Source organism: Myxococcus sp. CA056 (assembly GCF_013336715.1).
Classification (GTDB): Bacteria; Myxococcota; Myxococcia; order Myxococcales; family Myxococcaceae; genus Myxococcus; species Myxococcus llanfairpwllgwyngyllgogerychwyrndrobwllllantysiliogogogochensis.
Map to the genome: position 1 here is coordinate 205,643 of NZ_JABUMT010000003.1, position 15,557 is coordinate 221,199.

The 15,557-nt window shown below is 68.9% G+C and carries 15 protein-coding genes and 1 pseudogene; 9 read left to right on the forward strand and 7 right to left on the reverse strand.

What is annotated here, in order from left to right; genetic code table 11:
* Positions 1-68: 68 nt before the first annotated feature.
* Positions 69-1,706, reverse strand: coding sequence for a GMC family oxidoreductase (locus tag HUA76_RS15395; protein ID WP_141645710.1), 1,638 nt, complete (start codon positions 1,704-1,706; stop codon positions 69-71).
* A 339-nt stretch (positions 1,707-2,045) separates the two neighbouring features.
* On the opposite strand from HUA76_RS15395, the gene HUA76_RS15400 reads away from it, so the two are divergent.
* The 7 genes and pseudogenes from HUA76_RS15400 (at position 2,046) to HUA76_RS15430 (ending at position 8,120) form a co-directional block, all read left to right on the forward strand.
* Positions 2,046-2,498 carry a nuclear transport factor 2 family protein gene (locus tag HUA76_RS15400; RefSeq protein WP_174453421.1) on the forward strand — a complete coding sequence of 151 codons (453 nt, stop codon included), beginning with the start codon at positions 2,046-2,048 and terminating at the stop codon, positions 2,496-2,498.
* Positions 2,499-2,508: 10 nt separating this feature from the next.
* Positions 2,509-3,555 carry a sensor histidine kinase gene (locus HUA76_RS15405; protein WP_174461305.1) on the forward strand — a complete coding sequence of 349 codons (1,047 nt, stop codon included), beginning with the start codon at positions 2,509-2,511 and terminating at the stop codon, positions 3,553-3,555.
* On the forward strand, positions 3,552-4,283 hold the full coding sequence (locus HUA76_RS15410; RefSeq protein WP_174461306.1) for a LytTR family DNA-binding domain-containing protein: 732 nt from the start codon (positions 3,552-3,554) through the stop codon (positions 4,281-4,283). The genes HUA76_RS15405 and HUA76_RS15410 overlap by 4 nt, the downstream gene beginning before the upstream one ends.
* A 67-nt stretch (positions 4,284-4,350) precedes the next feature.
* Positions 4,351-6,282: a 3-oxoacyl-[acyl-carrier-protein] synthase III C-terminal domain-containing protein gene (locus HUA76_RS15415; protein WP_174461621.1), complete on the forward strand. Its 1,932-nt coding sequence runs from the start codon at positions 4,351-4,353 to the stop codon at positions 6,280-6,282.
* Between the two features lie 8 nt (positions 6,283-6,290).
* A pseudogene (locus HUA76_RS15420) lies at positions 6,291-6,443 on the forward strand (DUF2380 domain-containing protein); the annotation flags it as partial.
* 6 nt (positions 6,444-6,449) lie between these two features.
* Positions 6,450-7,172, forward strand: coding sequence for a double-CXXCG motif protein (locus HUA76_RS15425; RefSeq protein WP_174461307.1), 723 nt, complete (start codon positions 6,450-6,452; stop codon positions 7,170-7,172).
* A gap of 21 nt (positions 7,173-7,193) precedes the next feature.
* Positions 7,194-8,120: a hypothetical protein gene (locus tag HUA76_RS15430; protein ID WP_174461308.1), complete on the forward strand. Its 927-nt coding sequence runs from the start codon at positions 7,194-7,196 to the stop codon at positions 8,118-8,120.
* A gap of 177 nt (positions 8,121-8,297) precedes the next feature.
* On the opposite strand, the gene HUA76_RS15435 is transcribed toward HUA76_RS15430, so the two are convergent.
* Positions 8,298-8,849, reverse strand: a complete 552-nt coding sequence (locus tag HUA76_RS15435; RefSeq protein WP_141645705.1) for a hypothetical protein — start codon at positions 8,847-8,849, stop codon at positions 8,298-8,300.
* Positions 8,850-8,977: 128 nt separating this feature from the next.
* The gene (locus HUA76_RS46445; protein ID WP_174461309.1) at positions 8,978-9,166 is read right to left on the reverse strand and encodes a hypothetical protein; all 189 of its coding nucleotides are present in this window, start codon (positions 9,164-9,166) and stop codon (positions 8,978-8,980) included.
* Between the two features lie 93 nt (positions 9,167-9,259).
* Between HUA76_RS46445 and HUA76_RS15445 the strand changes: the two genes are divergently transcribed.
* On the forward strand, positions 9,260-10,114 hold the full coding sequence (locus HUA76_RS15445) for a DUF4157 domain-containing protein (protein WP_174461310.1): 855 nt from the start codon (positions 9,260-9,262) through the stop codon (positions 10,112-10,114).
* Positions 10,115-10,139: 25 nt separating this feature from the next.
* Here the strand turns inward: HUA76_RS15445 and HUA76_RS15450 are convergent, their stop codons facing one another.
* The 4 genes from HUA76_RS15450 to xth all read right to left on the reverse strand — a co-directional run bounded on the left by HUA76_RS15450 (position 10,140) and on the right by xth (position 14,290).
* A complete protein-coding gene (locus HUA76_RS15450) occupies positions 10,140-11,093 on the reverse strand; it encodes an alpha/beta hydrolase (RefSeq protein WP_217439730.1) in 954 nt (317 codons plus the stop codon).
* A gap of 304 nt (positions 11,094-11,397) precedes the next feature.
* Positions 11,398-12,570 carry a threonine synthase gene (locus tag HUA76_RS15455; protein WP_174461311.1) on the reverse strand — a complete coding sequence of 391 codons (1,173 nt, stop codon included), beginning with the start codon at positions 12,568-12,570 and terminating at the stop codon, positions 11,398-11,400.
* A gap of 69 nt (positions 12,571-12,639) precedes the next feature.
* A complete protein-coding gene (locus HUA76_RS15460; protein ID WP_174461623.1) occupies positions 12,640-13,482 on the reverse strand; it encodes an alpha/beta hydrolase-fold protein in 843 nt (280 codons plus the stop codon).
* A 37-nt stretch (positions 13,483-13,519) separates the two neighbouring features.
* A complete protein-coding gene (xth, locus tag HUA76_RS15465; RefSeq protein ID WP_141645701.1) occupies positions 13,520-14,290 on the reverse strand; it encodes an exodeoxyribonuclease III in 771 nt (256 codons plus the stop codon).
* A 195-nt stretch (positions 14,291-14,485) separates the two neighbouring features.
* Between xth and HUA76_RS15470 the strand changes: the two genes are divergently transcribed.
* Positions 14,486-15,547 (forward strand): tetratricopeptide repeat protein, encoded by a 1,062-nt coding sequence (locus HUA76_RS15470; protein ID WP_174461312.1) that lies wholly within the window; start codon positions 14,486-14,488, stop codon positions 15,545-15,547.
* Positions 15,548-15,557: the final 10 nt, after the last annotated feature.

Consider the following 15,557-nt stretch of genomic DNA (forward strand, 5'->3'; position numbering starts at 1 on the left):
GGAGGTCGGCGCCGTCACTCCATCGACGGCGCTGTCGTCCGCGTGTACTGCCGGGATTGAACCCAAACTCAGCGCGTGAGCTGCGGCGCCGTCTCCGACACACCCGGCGACACGGTCCTCTTCACTTCGTCGCCTGCGTGCGCGGCTGGGATGAACGTCATCGCGCGCTCGGCGAGCGCGGTGATGGTGAGCGAAGGGTTGACGCCCGGATTGGCGGAGATGGCCGAGCCATCCACCACGTACAGGCCCTCGTAGCCGAAGACGCGGTGGCGATGGTCGATGACGCCCGTCTCCGCCGAGTCTCCCATGCAGCAGCCACCCAGGATGTGCGCGGTGGTGGGGATGCCCAGCACCGTCTCGCTCACCATCGTCATGGGATAGCCGTCGAGCTTGTCGGACACGCGCTTCGCCAGGTCGAACGCCTCCGGCATGTTGGAGGTCGGCGCGGGGCCGGACTGGAGGCCCGTGGTGAGGCCCCTGCGCAGGCCGGTGGTCAGCCCTCTCGCGCGCCGCATGCGCAGGTGACCTTCCAGCGTGCGCATGTAGAGGAGAATCATCGTCCGCCGCGCGAAGTCCGGAACAAACCAGGCCTTGAGGAAGCGCAATGGATGCCGCGCGAGCAGCGCGAAGAGCCGCGCCACACGCGTGAGCATCGTCGTCCCGCGCACCTGCGGCGCCATCAGCAGGCGGAAGAATCCCGAGCCCGCCGAGTAGCGCACCGGCTCCAGGTGCGAGCGCTCGTCGGTGTGCAGGATGGAGCCGATGGCGATGCCCTTCGAGAGGTCCTGGTCCTTGTGCCCGCTCACGATGCCCACCAGCGCCTCGGAGTTGGTGCGCACGCTGTCACCCAGTCGCTCCGACAGCCGGGGCAGTCCGTCCGGACGCTCCTTCAAGCGCAGCAGCAGGTCCACGGTGCCCAGCACGCCCCCGGCGAAGACGACGTTGCGCGCGGTGAAGCGCAGCGTCTTCCGGGAGAACAGGCCGGTGCCCTGGCGCGCCTCCACCTCGTAGCCACCCTCCGGCAGCGGGCGCACCCACGTCGCCTCGGTATCGGCGTGCAGGGTGAGGCCGCGCTTCTCCGCGAGGTGGAGGTAGTTCCGGTCCAGCGTGTTCTTCGCGCCGTGGCGACAGCCGAGCATGCAGCCGCCGCAGGCGATGCAGCCGGTGCGCTCCGGGCCCTCGCCTCCGAAGTAGGGGTCCTTCACGGTGACGCCCGGCTCGCCGAAGTAGACCGCCACGGTGGCGGGCTCGAAGCCCTGCCGGCCGATGTCCTTGCCCACCTCCTCGAGCACGCGGTCCGGCACCGTGGTGAGCGGATTGAGCGTGGCGCCGAGCATCCGTCGCGCGGTGCGGTAGTGCCCGGACAGCTCCTCCTTCCAGTTCGCGAGGTGCCCCCACGAGGTGGCCTCGAAGAAGTCATCCTTCGGAACGGGCAGCGTGTTCGCGTAGACGAGCGAGCCTCCGCCCACCCCCACGCCGGACAGCACGGTGACGTGGCGGAAGAACGTCATCTTGAACAGGCCGCGCCAGCCGAGCTGGGGCATCCACAACCAGCGCTTCAGGTCCCAGTTCGTCTTCGGGAAGTCGGCGGCGAGCAGACGCTGGCCCTTCTCCAGCATCACCACGCGGTAGCCCTTCTCGGTCAACCGCAGCGCGCTGACACTGCCGCCAAAGCCCGAGCCGATGATGAGCCAGTCGCAGTCCATGCGTCTCCCGTCCTCATGTTCCGATGCGCCACCATCCCGAACCGTCGCAACCGGGGCGACCTGCTCGGGCGGCAGCACTCTATGCGAAACACCTCCACCACCAGGGCTCCGAGAAGCAGGCGTACCGCTCCCCGCTGCCCGCCTGTCTGGCAGGTAGGAGACATAAATCGGGATTTCTCGGTGCGCTTTTCGTGGGAACCGGCGGCTCCTGGCGCGCCGCTCGTCGCCTGCCAGCACCGTCCAGCGGTGTCTGACGCCGTTGGAAGAAGCGCGCTGTGCGGACAGGCGAGTCTCCGTTACCCCTGTCGCCGACACCTCGACGCAAACAGGAGACACCCCATGAAGCAGCACCTCAGGAACGCGGTCGCCGTGGGCTCGGTCATCGTGGGAGCGGTACTCGCCTCGGGCAGCGCGCTCGGCACGCCCGCCCCTTCGGAAGACGAGGCTGGCGCGCGACGCGCCGTGGAGCTCTATCTGAAAGGCCACGCCACCGGACAGGTGGCCCCCTTCCGGGAGGCCATGCACGACGAGATGAAGATGTTCCTCAACCGGGATGGAGCGCTCGTGAGGAAGACCACCGCCGAGTACCTCGCGGGCGTGAATGGGAAGCCCGCCGCGGACGAAGCGAAGCGCAAGCGCCGATTGGTCAGCCTGGACGTCACCGGTGACGTGGGCGTCGCCAAGGTCGAGCTCGACCACCCCGACGCGTTCATGACGGACTACCTCACCGTCATCAAGACCGACGGCGCCTGGAAGATCATCAACAAGGTGGTTCACATCCAGAAGCGCTAGAACCCCGAGCATGCGGCTTGGTGCTCGGTTCTGGAAGGTCCAGCTCTGGGGCTGGGGGGCGTACGCGCTCGCCGGCTATGTCCTGTCCATCCCCAACCTGGAGCATGGCGGCACGAAGGAGCACCTCTTCGTCATCGGACTGAAGCTGGTGCGCTCCCTGCTGGGCCTGGGCATCAGCTTGACGATGGCGAGGGTGCTCTCACGGCTGTGGGCGCGGCGCGCACCGGCCTGGGTGCTGGGCACGGTGGGCCTGACGCTCTCTTCGCTGCTGGCCGTGGTGTGGCTGGGGCTGTTGCGCTGGAGCTTCGGGCTGGTCCCCGTGTTCCATCCGGCCTTCACTCACGATGTGCTCAACTGCACCATCGTCCTCCTGGCGTGGAGCGCGCTGTTCCTGGGCAATGCCTACCGGCTCGACCTGGAGGCGGAGCGGGAGCGCGCGCTGCGAGCCCTGTCGCTCGCCACCGAGGCACGCTGGCAGATGCTTCGCTATCAAGTGAACCCCCACTTCCTCTTCAACGCGCTCAACTCCATCCGCGCGCTCGTGGACGAGGAGCCCGGACGCGCGAGGCAGATGATCACGGAGCTGGCCGACTTCTTCCGCTACTCACTGTTGGAGACGCGAGAGCGGGAGGTGCCGCTCGGAGAGGAGCTGCGCGCGATTCGCAGCTACCTGGAGATTCAGCGCATCCGCTTCGAGGAACGGCTGCGCGTCACGTTCGACGTGGGGCCCGGCGCGGAAGAGGCACGGCTGCCGGGCTTCCTGATTCACCCCCTGGTGGAGAACGCGGTGAAGCACGGACTCGACAGTCAGAAGGGACCGCTGGAGCTGCGCATCCGAGCTTCGCGACAGGGCGACACGCTGGAGGTCGAGGTGGCCAACACCGGTTCATGGCGCGAGCCGACGTCTCGGCCCGAGAGCACCGGCACCGGCCTTGCCAATGTCCGCGAGCGACTGGAGCACGCGTACCCGGGCCGGCATCGCTTCACCGTGGGCGCGGATGGCGGCTGGGTGAAGGCCTCCCTTCATGTGGAGCTGGCACGGCGGGAGGCGGCATGAGCGCGAAGCTCGGAGTGCTGCTGGTGGATGACGAGCGACTGGCGCGCAACGAACTGCGCAAGCTGCTCAAGCCCCACCCGGAGCTGGAGGTGGTGGGCGAAGCGGCGGACGCGGACGAGGCCGCGCAGCGCATCGCGGAGCTGGACCCCGACGTGCTCTTCCTCGACGTGCAGATGCCGGGCGCCTCGGGCTTCGACCTGCTGTCGCGCGTGGAGGTCCGGGCCCAGGTCGTCTTTGTCACCGCCTACGACGCGCACGCGCTGCGAGCCTTCGAGGTCAACGCCCTGGACTACCTGCTCAAGCCCGTGCACCCGCAGCGCCTGCGCGCCACGGTGGACCGGGTGCTCCAACGCGCGATGCCCGCGACACCGGTGGAAGCGCCTCGGCCGCTGGCGCTCGATGACCACCTCTTCCTGTCCGGGGAGCGCCGGGTGCGCTTCATTCAAGTCTCGGACCTCTCGGCCGTGTGCAGCGCCGGGGACTACTCGGAGCTGGTGACGCGTGACGGCCAGCGCCATCTGCTCCCCCGCCCGCTCTCGGAGTGGGAAGCGCGGCTGCCGGAGAAGCACTTCGTCCGCATCCACCGGGGCACCATCATCAACCTGGGCTGCGTGGAGCGCGTGGAGAGCGAAGGCGACGAGGGCTTTCGCGTCCACGTCCGGGGCGCGGAGGCGCCGCTCTCCATGAGCCGTCGATATGCGGCGCGGCTCAAGTCCCGGCTGACCTGAAGCGCCACCTGCCCAGCACAGGAGGAGCCCCAGGGACTCCCGTGGCATGACGACATATGGTCCGGCCATGCCCCACGACGCCTTCATCACGAGCCTCGGCAAGTTCCTGCCGGGCGAGCCCATCTCCAACGAGCAGATGGAGGACTATCTCGGCAAGGTCCGAGGACGTCCCTCCCGGGCCCGGGCCCGCGTCCTGTCGCAGAACGGCATCACCCAGCGCCACTACGCCATCGACCGCGAGCAGCGCAGCCTGTTCAGGAACTGGGACCTGGCGGTCCACGCCATCCATGATGCGCTGTCGCGCTCGCCCATTTCCCTGGGGGAGATGGACCTGCTTGTCACCGCGACCACGCAGGCGGACCTGGTGCTGCCCGGCTTCGCCAGCCAGGTGCACCGTGCGCTGGGCGGGCCCGCGTGCGAGGTGGCCTCGCTTCATGGCATCTGCTCCAGCGGTATGCAGGCACTGCGGGCGGCCACCCTCCAGGTCGCCAGCGGAGAGGCTCGACGCGCCGTCGTCTGCGCCAGCGAATTGGTGAGCCGGCTGCTGAAGGCCAGCCACTACGAGGAAGTCACGGGTGAGGACACCGTGCCGTTCGAGGCGGAGTTCCTGCGCTGGATGCTCTCCGACGGCGCGGGCGCCGCGGTGGTGCAGGACCGACCGCACCCCACCCGGCCCAGCCTCAAGGTGGAGTGGATGGACATCCGTTCCCATGCGAACCGGCACGAGCTGGGCATGTACGTGGGAGCGAACCGAGGTGCCGATGGAGGCTTCGGGCCGGGGTGGATTGACTCGCCCACGTTCGCCGAGGCCGCCGCGTCGGGGGCCTTCAACATCAAGCAGGACATCCGCCGGCTGGAGTCGCTGGTAGGGCTGGGCGTGGATGGGTTCTTCGCGTTGATGGACCAGGGCCGGCTCAAGCCGGACGAGGTGGACTGGTTCTGCATCCACTACTCCTCGCACTTCTTCAAGCAGCCCATCGTCAAGCTGCTGGAGCGGGGCGGCGTGCGCATCCCCGAGGAGCGGTGGTTCACCAACCTCTCCACGCGCGGAAACACCGGCTGCGCGTCCATTTTCCTCATGCTGGAGGAGCTGGTGAACGAGGGCCGCGTGCGCCCGGGTCAGCGCATCTTCTGCATGGTCCCGGAGAGCGGCGGCTTCATCGCCTGCTATGCGCTGCTCACTGTCGTTGCTCCGGGCCGAGCCGTCGTCCCCGACGTGGGCGTCACGACTCCGGCGGCCAACACGCAGAACATCGTGTCGGGCCCCGAGACACCGGCGAAGGGAGCCACCGAGGAGCTGGGGCCGTTGCCCCTGAGTCCGAAGGAGGGTGGAGACCCGGTCCGAGAGAAGCTGGTGCGCGAGCTGACGCGTGTCTGGGTGGACTTCGAGGCGAAGCTCCAGCGTGTGCCGGTGCTCGACAAGCTGTCACGTGGCGTCTTCACGGTGGAGGACTACCGCGAGCTGCTCATCAACATGCGGCAGCAGGTGGTGGAGGGCTCGCGCTGGATTGCCCGCGCGGCGTCGAGCATCACCGCCGAGCATCTGGCGCTGCGCTCGTCCTTCATCCGCCACGCGCGGGATGAGCATCGGGACTACGAGATGCTGGAGCGGCACTACGTGTCGGTCGGGGGCACGCACGAGGCCATCACCCGCGCGCCTAAGAACATCGGCAGTGAGGCCTTGTCAGCGTGGATGTTCCACCGCGCCAGCCAGGAGAATCCGTTCGACCTGCTGGGCGCGATGTTCATCATCGAGGGCCTGGGCAGTCGCGTGGCGCGGCGCTGGGGCATGGCCATCCGGGAGCAGCTCTCGCTGGAAGACGAGCAGGTGCGCTTCTTCCTCTACCACGGCGACAACGACGCCACGCACCTGGACAGACTGGACGGAGCGCTCGGCTCGGGCATCCTCACTCCGGAGCTGGCCGCGCGCATCGTGAAGACCGCGAAGGTGACAGCGCGCCTGTACCTGCTTCAGCTGGAGGAGCTGGGGAATGTCTGAGGCGTGGAGGGGGCGCGTGGAACGATGCGTGGCGTGACTTCAAGGAGCAGAACCCACGAGCCGCTCCTCCGGAGATCTTCAAGCACGCGGGGGAGCTCATTCATCGGTTCGACCTCGTCGGCGGCCCCATCCAGCCCTACTATTCCCGCCCGGGAGCGTGAAGACGGATGAGGCGTTTCTTCTGGGTGCGCGAGGACAAAGCGCTGAGGGCGAAGTACAGCGGAGACGTGGACGGCTGGCACAAGTGGGCCCTGCCCGGCGTGAGCTGCCACGACTGCGGCGCCAACTGGAGTGACGTGGGATACGAGTACCCCGCCGTTGACCTCTCGCGACTGCCAGAGCATCGGGAGTTCGAGAGGGCCAGGCCCGAGCCAATCCCCGAGTTCGCTCGACTGCGAGAATTGGTGCGCCCCCTTGCGCCGCCGCATGCATTGCTGCCCCCCGGAACAGGCTTCGGACCGCTGACGGGCAGGGCCAGCGGCCAGTTCGCTCGCATCTCCTGGGTGGCGGGGCTCAAGCCTCTCGTGCAGCGCGAGGTCCTTGATGCGCTGGTCGCGGAACGGGTGCGTGGCTTGCTCGGTTGCCCCACCGAACTGCGCTTCCGAAGCAAGAACGGACCGGACCTCCTCGAGCTACAGGTCGAACCACACGGTCGACTTCATCCTGACTGCATTCCCCCAGAGGTACCTCCACCCTGCCCCACCTGCGGGCGACATGGATTCAGTCGCCCCGAGGACCCCATCCTCGACGCGGCTTCACTCCCGTCCGAGCTGGACCTGTTTCGCGTGGGGAACTTCGCCTCCATGGTCATCGGCACTGAGCATTTCAGGGAGACAGTCAGCAGGCTGGGTCTCGACGGTCTCATCTTCCGCGAGCTGCCCAGCCGCTAAGCTCCTTGCGAGAGGCACACCATGGACCCCATCGAGCTGCTGAACAATCAACCGCATGACCCGAGGGACCCGGACCCCTGGGTGGCGCTGTTCCTGGACCGCAGCCTGCCCATGCATGAGCGCACCAAGGCGGCCCTGCTCGTGGACCAGCGCTCGCGCTCGCGACAGTTCCTGCTGCCCGTCGTCCGGCCACTCGCCCGGATGTACATCGTCCTCTTCCAGGTGATGAAGATCTTCATCCCCAACCGCTTCACCTCGTCGAAGTGGCTGCACCGGCTGCTCGCCTGGGGCCTGCGCGTCTGGGTCAGCCCCGAGGCGAACTTCCTCATCCTGCGTCACTTCCACGTGGGCTCGGAGATTCTCGACTTCATCGCCCGGAACACGAAGGAGCTGAACGTCCCCACCAGCCCCATCCGTCCGACGAACCTGGAGCACGTCAAGGATGAGATCTTCCTCAACCACGACCTCAACCTCTTCAACTTCGTCATCCGCCTGAACCGCGCGCTCAGAGACCAGGGCAAGACGCTCATCCCTCCCACGCGGCTGGACTTCAGCGGCGTGTCGGACGAGTTCCCCCTGGAGGAGCTGCCCGACCGGTGGACGAACTTCCTCGACCTCCAGTCAGCGATTGAGGTCTTCACCCCCATCTACCAACTGTTCCTCACCGACCGGGACTTCTGGCGCGCGAGCAACTCCCTGCAACTGGACGAGACCATCGCCATCTACGTGGCCACGCTGCTCCAGGCACCGGGACTCGTCGCGCTGGTGAACAACCGCCACCCCATGGTGCCCCTGACGACGCTGCGCGCGGGCTTCCGCCTCATGCTGCACGGCCTCTCCGCGGAGTCGCTCCACGCGTTCCTCCTGGAGTGCAAGCACGGCCGGATGCCCCAGCTCGCCCGAATCGTCGCGCCGAACTTCCAGCCCTCCTCACCCGAGGCGGCCTGAGGCTCCACGTCCGCGAACAACACGGCCGCTCGGAGGACAAGTGGAGAGAAGCCAACACGCCACCTCCCCAAGTGGCACCGCGCCCTTCGCCTCGGGTGGCGTTACCAGGGAACCTCGTGGCGCTGCTGCCAGACCGGGAGCCCGCCGTGCATCACCCCACGGCGGGACTCCTGGGCGTCATCGCCGTGACGCCATCTTGCGAGCGCGACGCGCGGCAGGCGTGTTCGCCACGTACTGTTGCCCGCGACGCGACGCCATCCGCTTGCGGCGGTCCGTTGCCTGCTTCTGCCGCGCGCTGAGCCGGCCCCACGCCTCCTTCGGCAGGTAGCGAGCGGTGGTGGCCCCGCGACGCGCACGTGTGCCGCCGGTCCGAGTCCCCCACGCCTCGCGGGTCCACGCCACCATCGACTTCTGGGTGCCCGTCTTCCGGCCGCGATAGCCGCCCCCGGCCTTCTCGTACTCCGTCGCCAGAAGCTGCGCCTTGCGAGCGCTCCACTGGCCCGCGCGTCCGCCTCGGGTGCCCGCCATGAGGCGCTTCTTGATGCGCTCCCTCAGCGCGGGCCGCGTGTACCTGCTGCTGGCCGTGGTGACTCGGGCCCCCACGCGGCGCCGACTCGTCGCATTGACACGACGCGGCTTGGCGCGGCTCGTGCGGGAAACGGTCCGCTTCTTCCGGGGCGTCATCGTACGGGTGCGCGTCGAGGCGCGCGTGCTCTTCCTGGCGACCATCAAGTCCCTCCTCCCAGTGACTGGACTGCGCGCCACAGTTGGGGACGGCCGGAAGCACTCGCAATTACCCTCCTCGCCCACCTGCCCGCGACAACGAGGGCTTGCTCCCTCCGTTGCCCTCATCCATTTCAACTGGGATTGGATTCCGCGGGGCGGAAGAGCGCGCAAGCCCGCACCGGCTGCGGCGGATACTTCCCGGGCAACAGCGGGCACATGATGAAGACGGAGGTCCGCGTCTGGACATAGCGCGGGGGCGCCGCGCAGCGATGGCAGAGACTCTCCGGAAAAGGGAGGGACTCGGGCGGTGGCGTCGTCATGGACTCACACATCTCACAATTTGAGGAAACAAAGCGGAGGCAACTTCAGACAATTCAAATGACTCAGCCCCCCTCCCCAAGAGGAGTCACGCAATGGCCCCTGTTCGTATCGAGAAGCGTCAGCCTGTCTACCGCCGGCCCGAGGAAGAAGTAGCGCCCAAGCCGCAGGCGAAGCCGGTGGCGCAGGCGGTGACCCGGAACATCGTGGATGACTTCATTCCCTCCGTGCCCATCCCCGGCAAGGAGCTCCTCAAGAAGGTCCAGGATGCGGCCGACAAGGTCGAGGGTCAGGCGCTGACGGACGCGCAGAAGAAGGACTTGAAGGGCGTCTTCGGCGACAGCGTGGACCTGGACAAGGTCAGCGTGGTCAACGGCCCGGCCGCGCTCTTCGACAACCTCACGCGCTACACGCCCGCCTTCACGGTGGGGAACAAGATTCTCGTCAACCCGACGAAGCAGGACGGCTCGTCCAACTTCCCGCCCTCCAAGGACCTCCTCACCCACGAGGCCACCCACGTCTGGCAATACCAGAACCATGGCGCGGACTACGCGGCCAAGGCCCTGGTCGCCCAGAGCGCGGGGCAGGGCTACAACTGGGAAGAGGGCATCAAGTCCGGCAAGAAGTGGGGAGACCTCAACCCCGAGCAGCAGGGCGAGATCATCCAGGACGCCGTCAAACAGGGCTACTTCGACGGCAAGCGCCCGTTCGTCGGCGAAGGCGGCAAGGACCACACTGCCTACCTCGACGACGCGGTGAAGCAACTGCGCGAGGGCAAGGGCGACCCGAACTGGGACTTCTCCAAGGCCACGGGGGAGTTGAAGGAGCTCAAGGACAAGGTTGTCGACGGCGTGAAGGACGCGGGCAAGGAGGTCTGGGACAACGTGACGGAGCCCTTCAAGCGCGCCAAGGATGGCCTCCTGGACTGGGTTCGTCCGAAGTGGCTGTGAGCTGAACGGAAGCCCCGCCCGTGAGTCACTCCGCGCTCACGGGCGCGGTCGTCTCGCGAAGCCATTGCGCGGCGACGCGGAGGACGTCTGCGGGAAGGGAGTGGCCGCCCGCGAACTCGTGGTAGCGCACGTCGAAGCCCGCGGCACCCAGCTCGGCGACGATGCGCCGGCCCGCCTGCTCGACGGGGAGCACCGCGTCCTTGTCCCCGTGGGAGATGAAGACGCGCGGCACGCCTCGAGGCTCCGCCGCGTGAACGAACCCGGGTGAGAAGGCGAGGATGCGCGGGAACAGGTCTCCGTTGAGGATGCCGAGCGCCAGCGCATACGACGCCCCATCCGAGAAGCCCGCGACGGAGAGACGTTCCTTCGCCACGGCATAGCGCGCGAAGACATGGGCCAGGGCCCGGTCGAGGAATGCCAGGTCCGCGCCCGGGGTGGCCAGCTTGTGGTCCCACGTCACGCCTCGCGACTCCGGTATCAACAGGATGAGGCCTTCGGCCTCCGCGAACGCCTGCATCGCCTCCAGCATCTGTCCCGCGTTTCCCCTCGCGCCGTGCAACACCAGCATCAGCGCCGCGGGCTGCTCCGGACGATAGGAGCGAGGCACGTAGAGCAGTCCGTCCCGCGCGCCACCAAGGCCCAGCGGATGCAGCCCCAGCGGCCCTGGCTCGGTGGTCGCCGCATGGGGTCGGGCGTGCACGCGGCCATCCGAGGCCACGGTGGGCGTTTCAGGGACCTGTGGCGGTGGGGCCGTGCGCGAGGCCGTGGGTGAGGTCGCGCAGTGGGTGAGGCACAGGGCCAGTACTCCACCCACGAAGACACGCACCCGCCGCCCCGAGTCCCCCCGAACCTCCCGGCGCACCTTCGCGCGGCCGGTGCCCTCACACAGGAGGGCGGGCTCTCCGGGCGAGGGACTGCTCGCGCTGGAGGAAACATCGCGGGGTGCGGCTCTCAGCAGGCGGCGCGGGACATGATTCAAGGGAGACTCCTCACCGTTCGAGGCGCACCCGTGGCGCGTCACGAGTCGAGTGTGGCTTCTATTGAGCGCACTCCCCATCTTGGGCCACCCGCGGCGCTTCCTGCACGGGTGCTCGCCGTTCGAGTGGCGCATCGAGCGCGTCGCTCATCATGGGCGCCACACCGCGATTCAGGTGCGACTTGTTGCCTCTTGAGGGACTCGGCCAGGCTTGACGCACCGCACCTTGTCGCGAGGCCCGCTTGGGAATCGCGGCGCACCTCGACGAAGGAGGCGACGCCGCTGTCGACGGGGCTCGTGGCCGCGCTCACCAGAGCGGGGCCATGTTCTCCACGTACTTGAAGCCCGTGCCCGTGTTGAAGACCACCACCGACTCGTCCGGCGCCACCTGGCCCGCGGACTGGAGCTTGCGCAGCGCGGCCACGCAGGCCCCGCCCTCGGGCGCCGCGAAGAGTCCCTCGGAGGCCGCGAGCTCCTTCGTGCCCTGCACGATTTCCTCCTCGGTGACGGAGATGGCCGTCCCTCCGCTGGCCTTCACGGCGCGGAGGATGAGGAAGTCGCCCAGCGCCTTCGGCACGCGAAGGCCGTGCGCGTGCGTCGTCGCCCCGGGCCACATGGGCGCATCCGGCTGACCTTCCGCATGCGCCTTCACGATGGGCGCGCAGCCCTCCGCCTGCACCGCGACCATCCGGGGACGCTTCGAGCCGATGAGCCCCATGGTCTCCATCTCCTCGAACGCCTTCCACATGCCGATGAGTCCGGTGCCTCCGCCCGTCGGGTAGAGGATGACGTCCGGCAGCGTCCAATCCAGTTGCTCCGCCAGCTCGTAGCCCATCGTCTTCTTGCCCTCCACGCGGTAGGGCTCCTTCAGCGTGGCGCACTCGTACCAGCCATGCTCACGCGCGAGGCTGGCGCACACCCTGCCCGCGTCGGTGATGAGGCCGTCCACCGTCTCGACGTGCGCGCCGTAGGCACGGGTCTCCATGAGGAAGAGGCTCGCGATGTCCTTGGGCACGAAGACATGCGCCTCCAGGCCACCCCGCGCCGCATAGGCCGCCAGCGCGCTCCCGGCGTTGCCCGCGGAGGGCAGGCACACCGCCTTCGCCCCCAGCACCTTCGCCATGGACACCGCCGCCGACAGGCCGCGCGCCTTGAACGAGCCGGTGGGATTTCCGCCCTCGTCCTTCACCATGACGCGCTTCAGCCCCAGCCACTCCGACAGGCGCGGCGCATGGAGCAGCGGCGTGTAGCCTTCGCCCAGGCTGAGCCGCTGCGCGGGGTCCTCCACGGGCATCACCTCGTGATAGCGCCACATGGAGCGCTCCCGCGTCGCCAGGGCCTCGGGCCGAAGCGTCTTCGCCGCGCGCTCCAGGTCGTAGCGCGCGAAGAGGGGAGCGCTGCAGGACGTGCACAGGTTCAGCACGGCGCCCGGCGCAAACGTCCGGTCGCACTTCGTACAGTCGAGTCGGATGACGGGCATGGGGCGCCGACTCTAATCCAGGCCGGGCGTGAAGGCGGGGCGCTCTCGGCGGTCCCCGCGACGACGTGCCTACCGCGCGGTCTCGGCGGCCACTGGAGGCAGCCACTTGCGCAGCAAAGCCGGCGCGGTGGACCGGTAGATGTTGTCGTGGCGGAGGTCCGGCCGAGGCTCGACCTCCCACTTCAAGCCCGCGGGCGCGCTCACCCGGAGGACCTCGCGCAGCCGCTCGACGGCGGGGACGATGTCATCCACCTCGTTCGCGGAGGACACGTACAGCGCGGCCTTCAGGTCCGAGCGCGCCGTGAGTCGCTCACCCGCCTGACGCACCAGCGACTCCGCGTTCCACCAGATGCTGGGGCTCAGCGCCAGGTACGTGCCGAACAGCTCCGGCTCCAGGAAGAACGTCTCCACGATGAACAGTCCTGCGAGCGATTCCCCGATGATGGCCCGCTCCTCCGTCACGCGATAGCGCTGGCGGACCTCCGGCATCAGCTCGTCGCGAAAGAACGCCCGGAACGCGTCCGAGCCTCCCGAGATTGGCGCGGCCTCCTTGTCGGTGGCCACCGTGGTGGGTCCCGTCATGTCGCGCCGCCGCACCGTGTTCTCGACGCCCACCACGAGCAGCGGCCGCAGCTCGCCCGCGCGAATGGCCGCATCCACGGCGGAGGCGACGTGCGGGAAGTCCTCCTTGAGCCCACCGTCGGGCATGTAGAGCACCGGGAAGCGCATGTCCTTCGCCGCGTCGTAGCCAGGAGGCGTGTAGACGGCGATGTGGCGGACCTCCTTCAGCTTCGCGGACTCGAGCGTGAAGGACTGGTGCGCGGGCACGGGCTCGTGCGCCTCCGCGGCCTCGGGCGGCTTGCCCGCGGACGCACAGCCTACGAGGAACATCCCCAGCCCCACGCACACCATCGGCCATCGCAGCTGAATCACGGCTGTCCTCCCCACTTCAGTCCCGCAGTTCCAACCACACCGGCGCATGGTCCGAGGGCTGCTTGCCCTTGCGCGCCTCGCGGTCCGTGTCCGAGCCCGTCAGCCTGGGCACCAGCGGCGCCGACACGTAGAGGTGGTCGATGCGCAGCCCCAGGTTCTTCGGGAAGCCGAGCATCCGGTAGTCCCACCACGAGAAGCGCTGCGTGTCCGGGTACAGCTTCCGGTACGCATCCGTCAGTCCGAACGCGCGCAGCCGCTGGAGCGCATCCCGCTCCTTCAGCGTGAAGAGCGTCTGGCCCTCCCACAGCTTCGGGTCGTAGGTGTCGATGTCCTCGGGCGCCACGTTCCAGTCGCCGCCGAGCACCAGCGCCTCGTCGGGCTTGTGCCGCGTGTCCAGGTAGCGCCGCAGGCGTCCGTACCACTCGAGCTTGTACTCGTACTGGGGCGAGTCCACCGTCTGGCCATTGGGCGCGTACGCGCTCACCACGCGGATGCCGGCCACCGTCGCGGCGATGAGGCGCGCATGCGTGTCATCCACGCCGTCCGACAGCCCCTTCACCACGTCGCGTGGCTCCTCCTTCGCGAGGATGGCCACGCCGTTGTAGGTCTTCTGCCCGTGGACCGCCGCGTGGTAGCCGGCGTCGCGCACGGCCTCCATCGGGAAGTCGTCCTCCGTGCACTTCAGCTCCTGAAGGCAGAGGATGTCCGGCTGCGCGCTCTTCAGCCACTCGAGCAGCCGCTCCTGACGGGCCCTCACCGAGTTCACGTTCCAGGTGGCGATTTTCATCGCGGGCACCGTCGCACGACACCCACGCCCCCGCCACGGTTTTCCCCTCGCGTGCGGCCCCAGGGACACACCCTGTCTCATGCCCTCGGGGCAGGCCCCTGGCACGGCCATCGCAATAGCCCCGGGTGGGAGGACGCCCACAGGTGTCCGCCCGGAGCGTCCTTCTCGGACGCCCCGCCTGGAGTCGAGGTCGCCATGAGCCCGAGGACGAGGAAGGCCACCCGCCGCACCCTGGGTTTCACCCTGCCCCCCGCGCTGAAGAAGTCCCTGCTGCCCACCTGCCTCGCCGCGCTCGGCCTGGCCGCGTGGAGCGACGTGCCCCTGCCGGCCACGTGGCGCCCGTGGCTCGCCCTCGCCGACCAGCACGCGGCGCGCACCCGCGACGCGGGCACGGGCCCTGAGGCGGTCCAGGGCTTCACCGAGGCTCCCCTCCCCATTCCCCTCGCCCCGCCGGAAGGCCCGAGCCCCACCGTCGGGCAGCCTCCCCGCCCGGCGCCCGAGGATGTCCTGGCGCTCACCCACGAGCACGGTCGACGCGTGGACCACCTGGGCCGCGCGCGCTCCCTGCGCGAGCTGGGCGACGTGTCCGGCGCCCTCACCGAGGTGCGTCGCGCGCTGCATGACGACCCGGCCGACACGGACGCGCTGACGCTGGCCGCCCGGCTCGCCCGCCTCCAGGGCCAGTCCGACGTCGCGCTGCTGGCGTACGCGCGGCTGGGAAGCCTGGTGCCCGAGGACGCGGGGGCCCTCATCCAGCAGGCCCGACTGCTCGTGTCCCTGGGGCGCCACGGGGAGGCGGTGCGCGTGGGCGAGGAGGCGGTGCTGCGCGCTCCGGAGGACGCGGAGGCATACCAGGTGCTCGGCCGCGCGCACCTGGTGGGCGGGGAGCTGGCGTCGGCCATCCTCCGCTTCCAGCAGGCCGTGCACCTGGACCCCGAGCATGGCTACGCGCTCAACAACCTGGGCTTCGCGTACCTGCGCGCGGGAGAGAACGCGAAGGCGGCCGAGGTGCTCACGCAAGCCGCGGAGCTGCTGCCGAACGTGGCCTACGTGCACAACAACCTCGGCGTGGCGTGGGAGCGGCTGGGCCGCAAGGAAGAGGCCCGCGCCGCGTACGCCACCGCCACCCGACTGTCCCCGCGTTATGTCCAGGCCCGCGTCAACGCGGACCGCCTGAGCCGCGTGGCCCAGGTGGACCTGGACTCGCCCGAGCCTCGGGCACGGGAGGTGCTCTCCCCGATGCCCGAAACGCCGTAGCGCTCCCCTG

What these genes read in the sequence shown, in the direction of transcription:
- HUA76_RS46445 (WP_174461309.1), bottom strand. Translation starts at nt 9,166, where the DNA reads ATGACGACGCCACCGCCCGAGTCCCTCCCTTTTCCGGAGAGTCTCTGC.
- HUA76_RS15405 (WP_174461305.1), top strand. Translation starts at nt 2,509, where the DNA reads ATGCGGCTTGGTGCTCGGTTCTGGAAGGTCCAGCTCTGGGGCTGGGGG.
- HUA76_RS15430 (WP_174461308.1), top strand. Translation starts at nt 7,194, where the DNA reads ATGGACCCCATCGAGCTGCTGAACAATCAACCGCATGACCCGAGGGAC.
- HUA76_RS15400 (WP_174453421.1), top strand. Translation starts at nt 2,046, where the DNA reads ATGAAGCAGCACCTCAGGAACGCGGTCGCCGTGGGCTCGGTCATCGTG.
- HUA76_RS15425 (WP_174461307.1), top strand. Translation starts at nt 6,450, where the DNA reads ATGAGGCGTTTCTTCTGGGTGCGCGAGGACAAAGCGCTGAGGGCGAAG.
- HUA76_RS15410 (WP_174461306.1), top strand. Translation starts at nt 3,552, where the DNA reads ATGAGCGCGAAGCTCGGAGTGCTGCTGGTGGATGACGAGCGACTGGCG.
- HUA76_RS15455 (WP_174461311.1), bottom strand. Translation starts at nt 12,570, where the DNA reads ATGCCCGTCATCCGACTCGACTGTACGAAGTGCGACCGGACGTTTGCG.
- HUA76_RS15395 (WP_141645710.1), bottom strand. Translation starts at nt 1,706, where the DNA reads ATGGACTGCGACTGGCTCATCATCGGCTCGGGCTTTGGCGGCAGTGTC.
- HUA76_RS15470 (WP_174461312.1), top strand. Translation starts at nt 14,486, where the DNA reads ATGAGCCCGAGGACGAGGAAGGCCACCCGCCGCACCCTGGGTTTCACC.
- HUA76_RS15415 (WP_174461621.1), top strand. Translation starts at nt 4,351, where the DNA reads ATGCCCCACGACGCCTTCATCACGAGCCTCGGCAAGTTCCTGCCGGGC.
- HUA76_RS15460 (WP_174461623.1), bottom strand. Translation starts at nt 13,482, where the DNA reads ATGGTGTGCGTGGGGCTGGGGATGTTCCTCGTAGGCTGTGCGTCCGCG.
- xth (WP_141645701.1), bottom strand. Translation starts at nt 14,290, where the DNA reads ATGAAAATCGCCACCTGGAACGTGAACTCGGTGAGGGCCCGTCAGGAG.
- HUA76_RS15445 (WP_174461310.1), top strand. Translation starts at nt 9,260, where the DNA reads ATGGCCCCTGTTCGTATCGAGAAGCGTCAGCCTGTCTACCGCCGGCCC.
- HUA76_RS15435 (WP_141645705.1), bottom strand. Translation starts at nt 8,849, where the DNA reads ATGGTCGCCAGGAAGAGCACGCGCGCCTCGACGCGCACCCGTACGATG.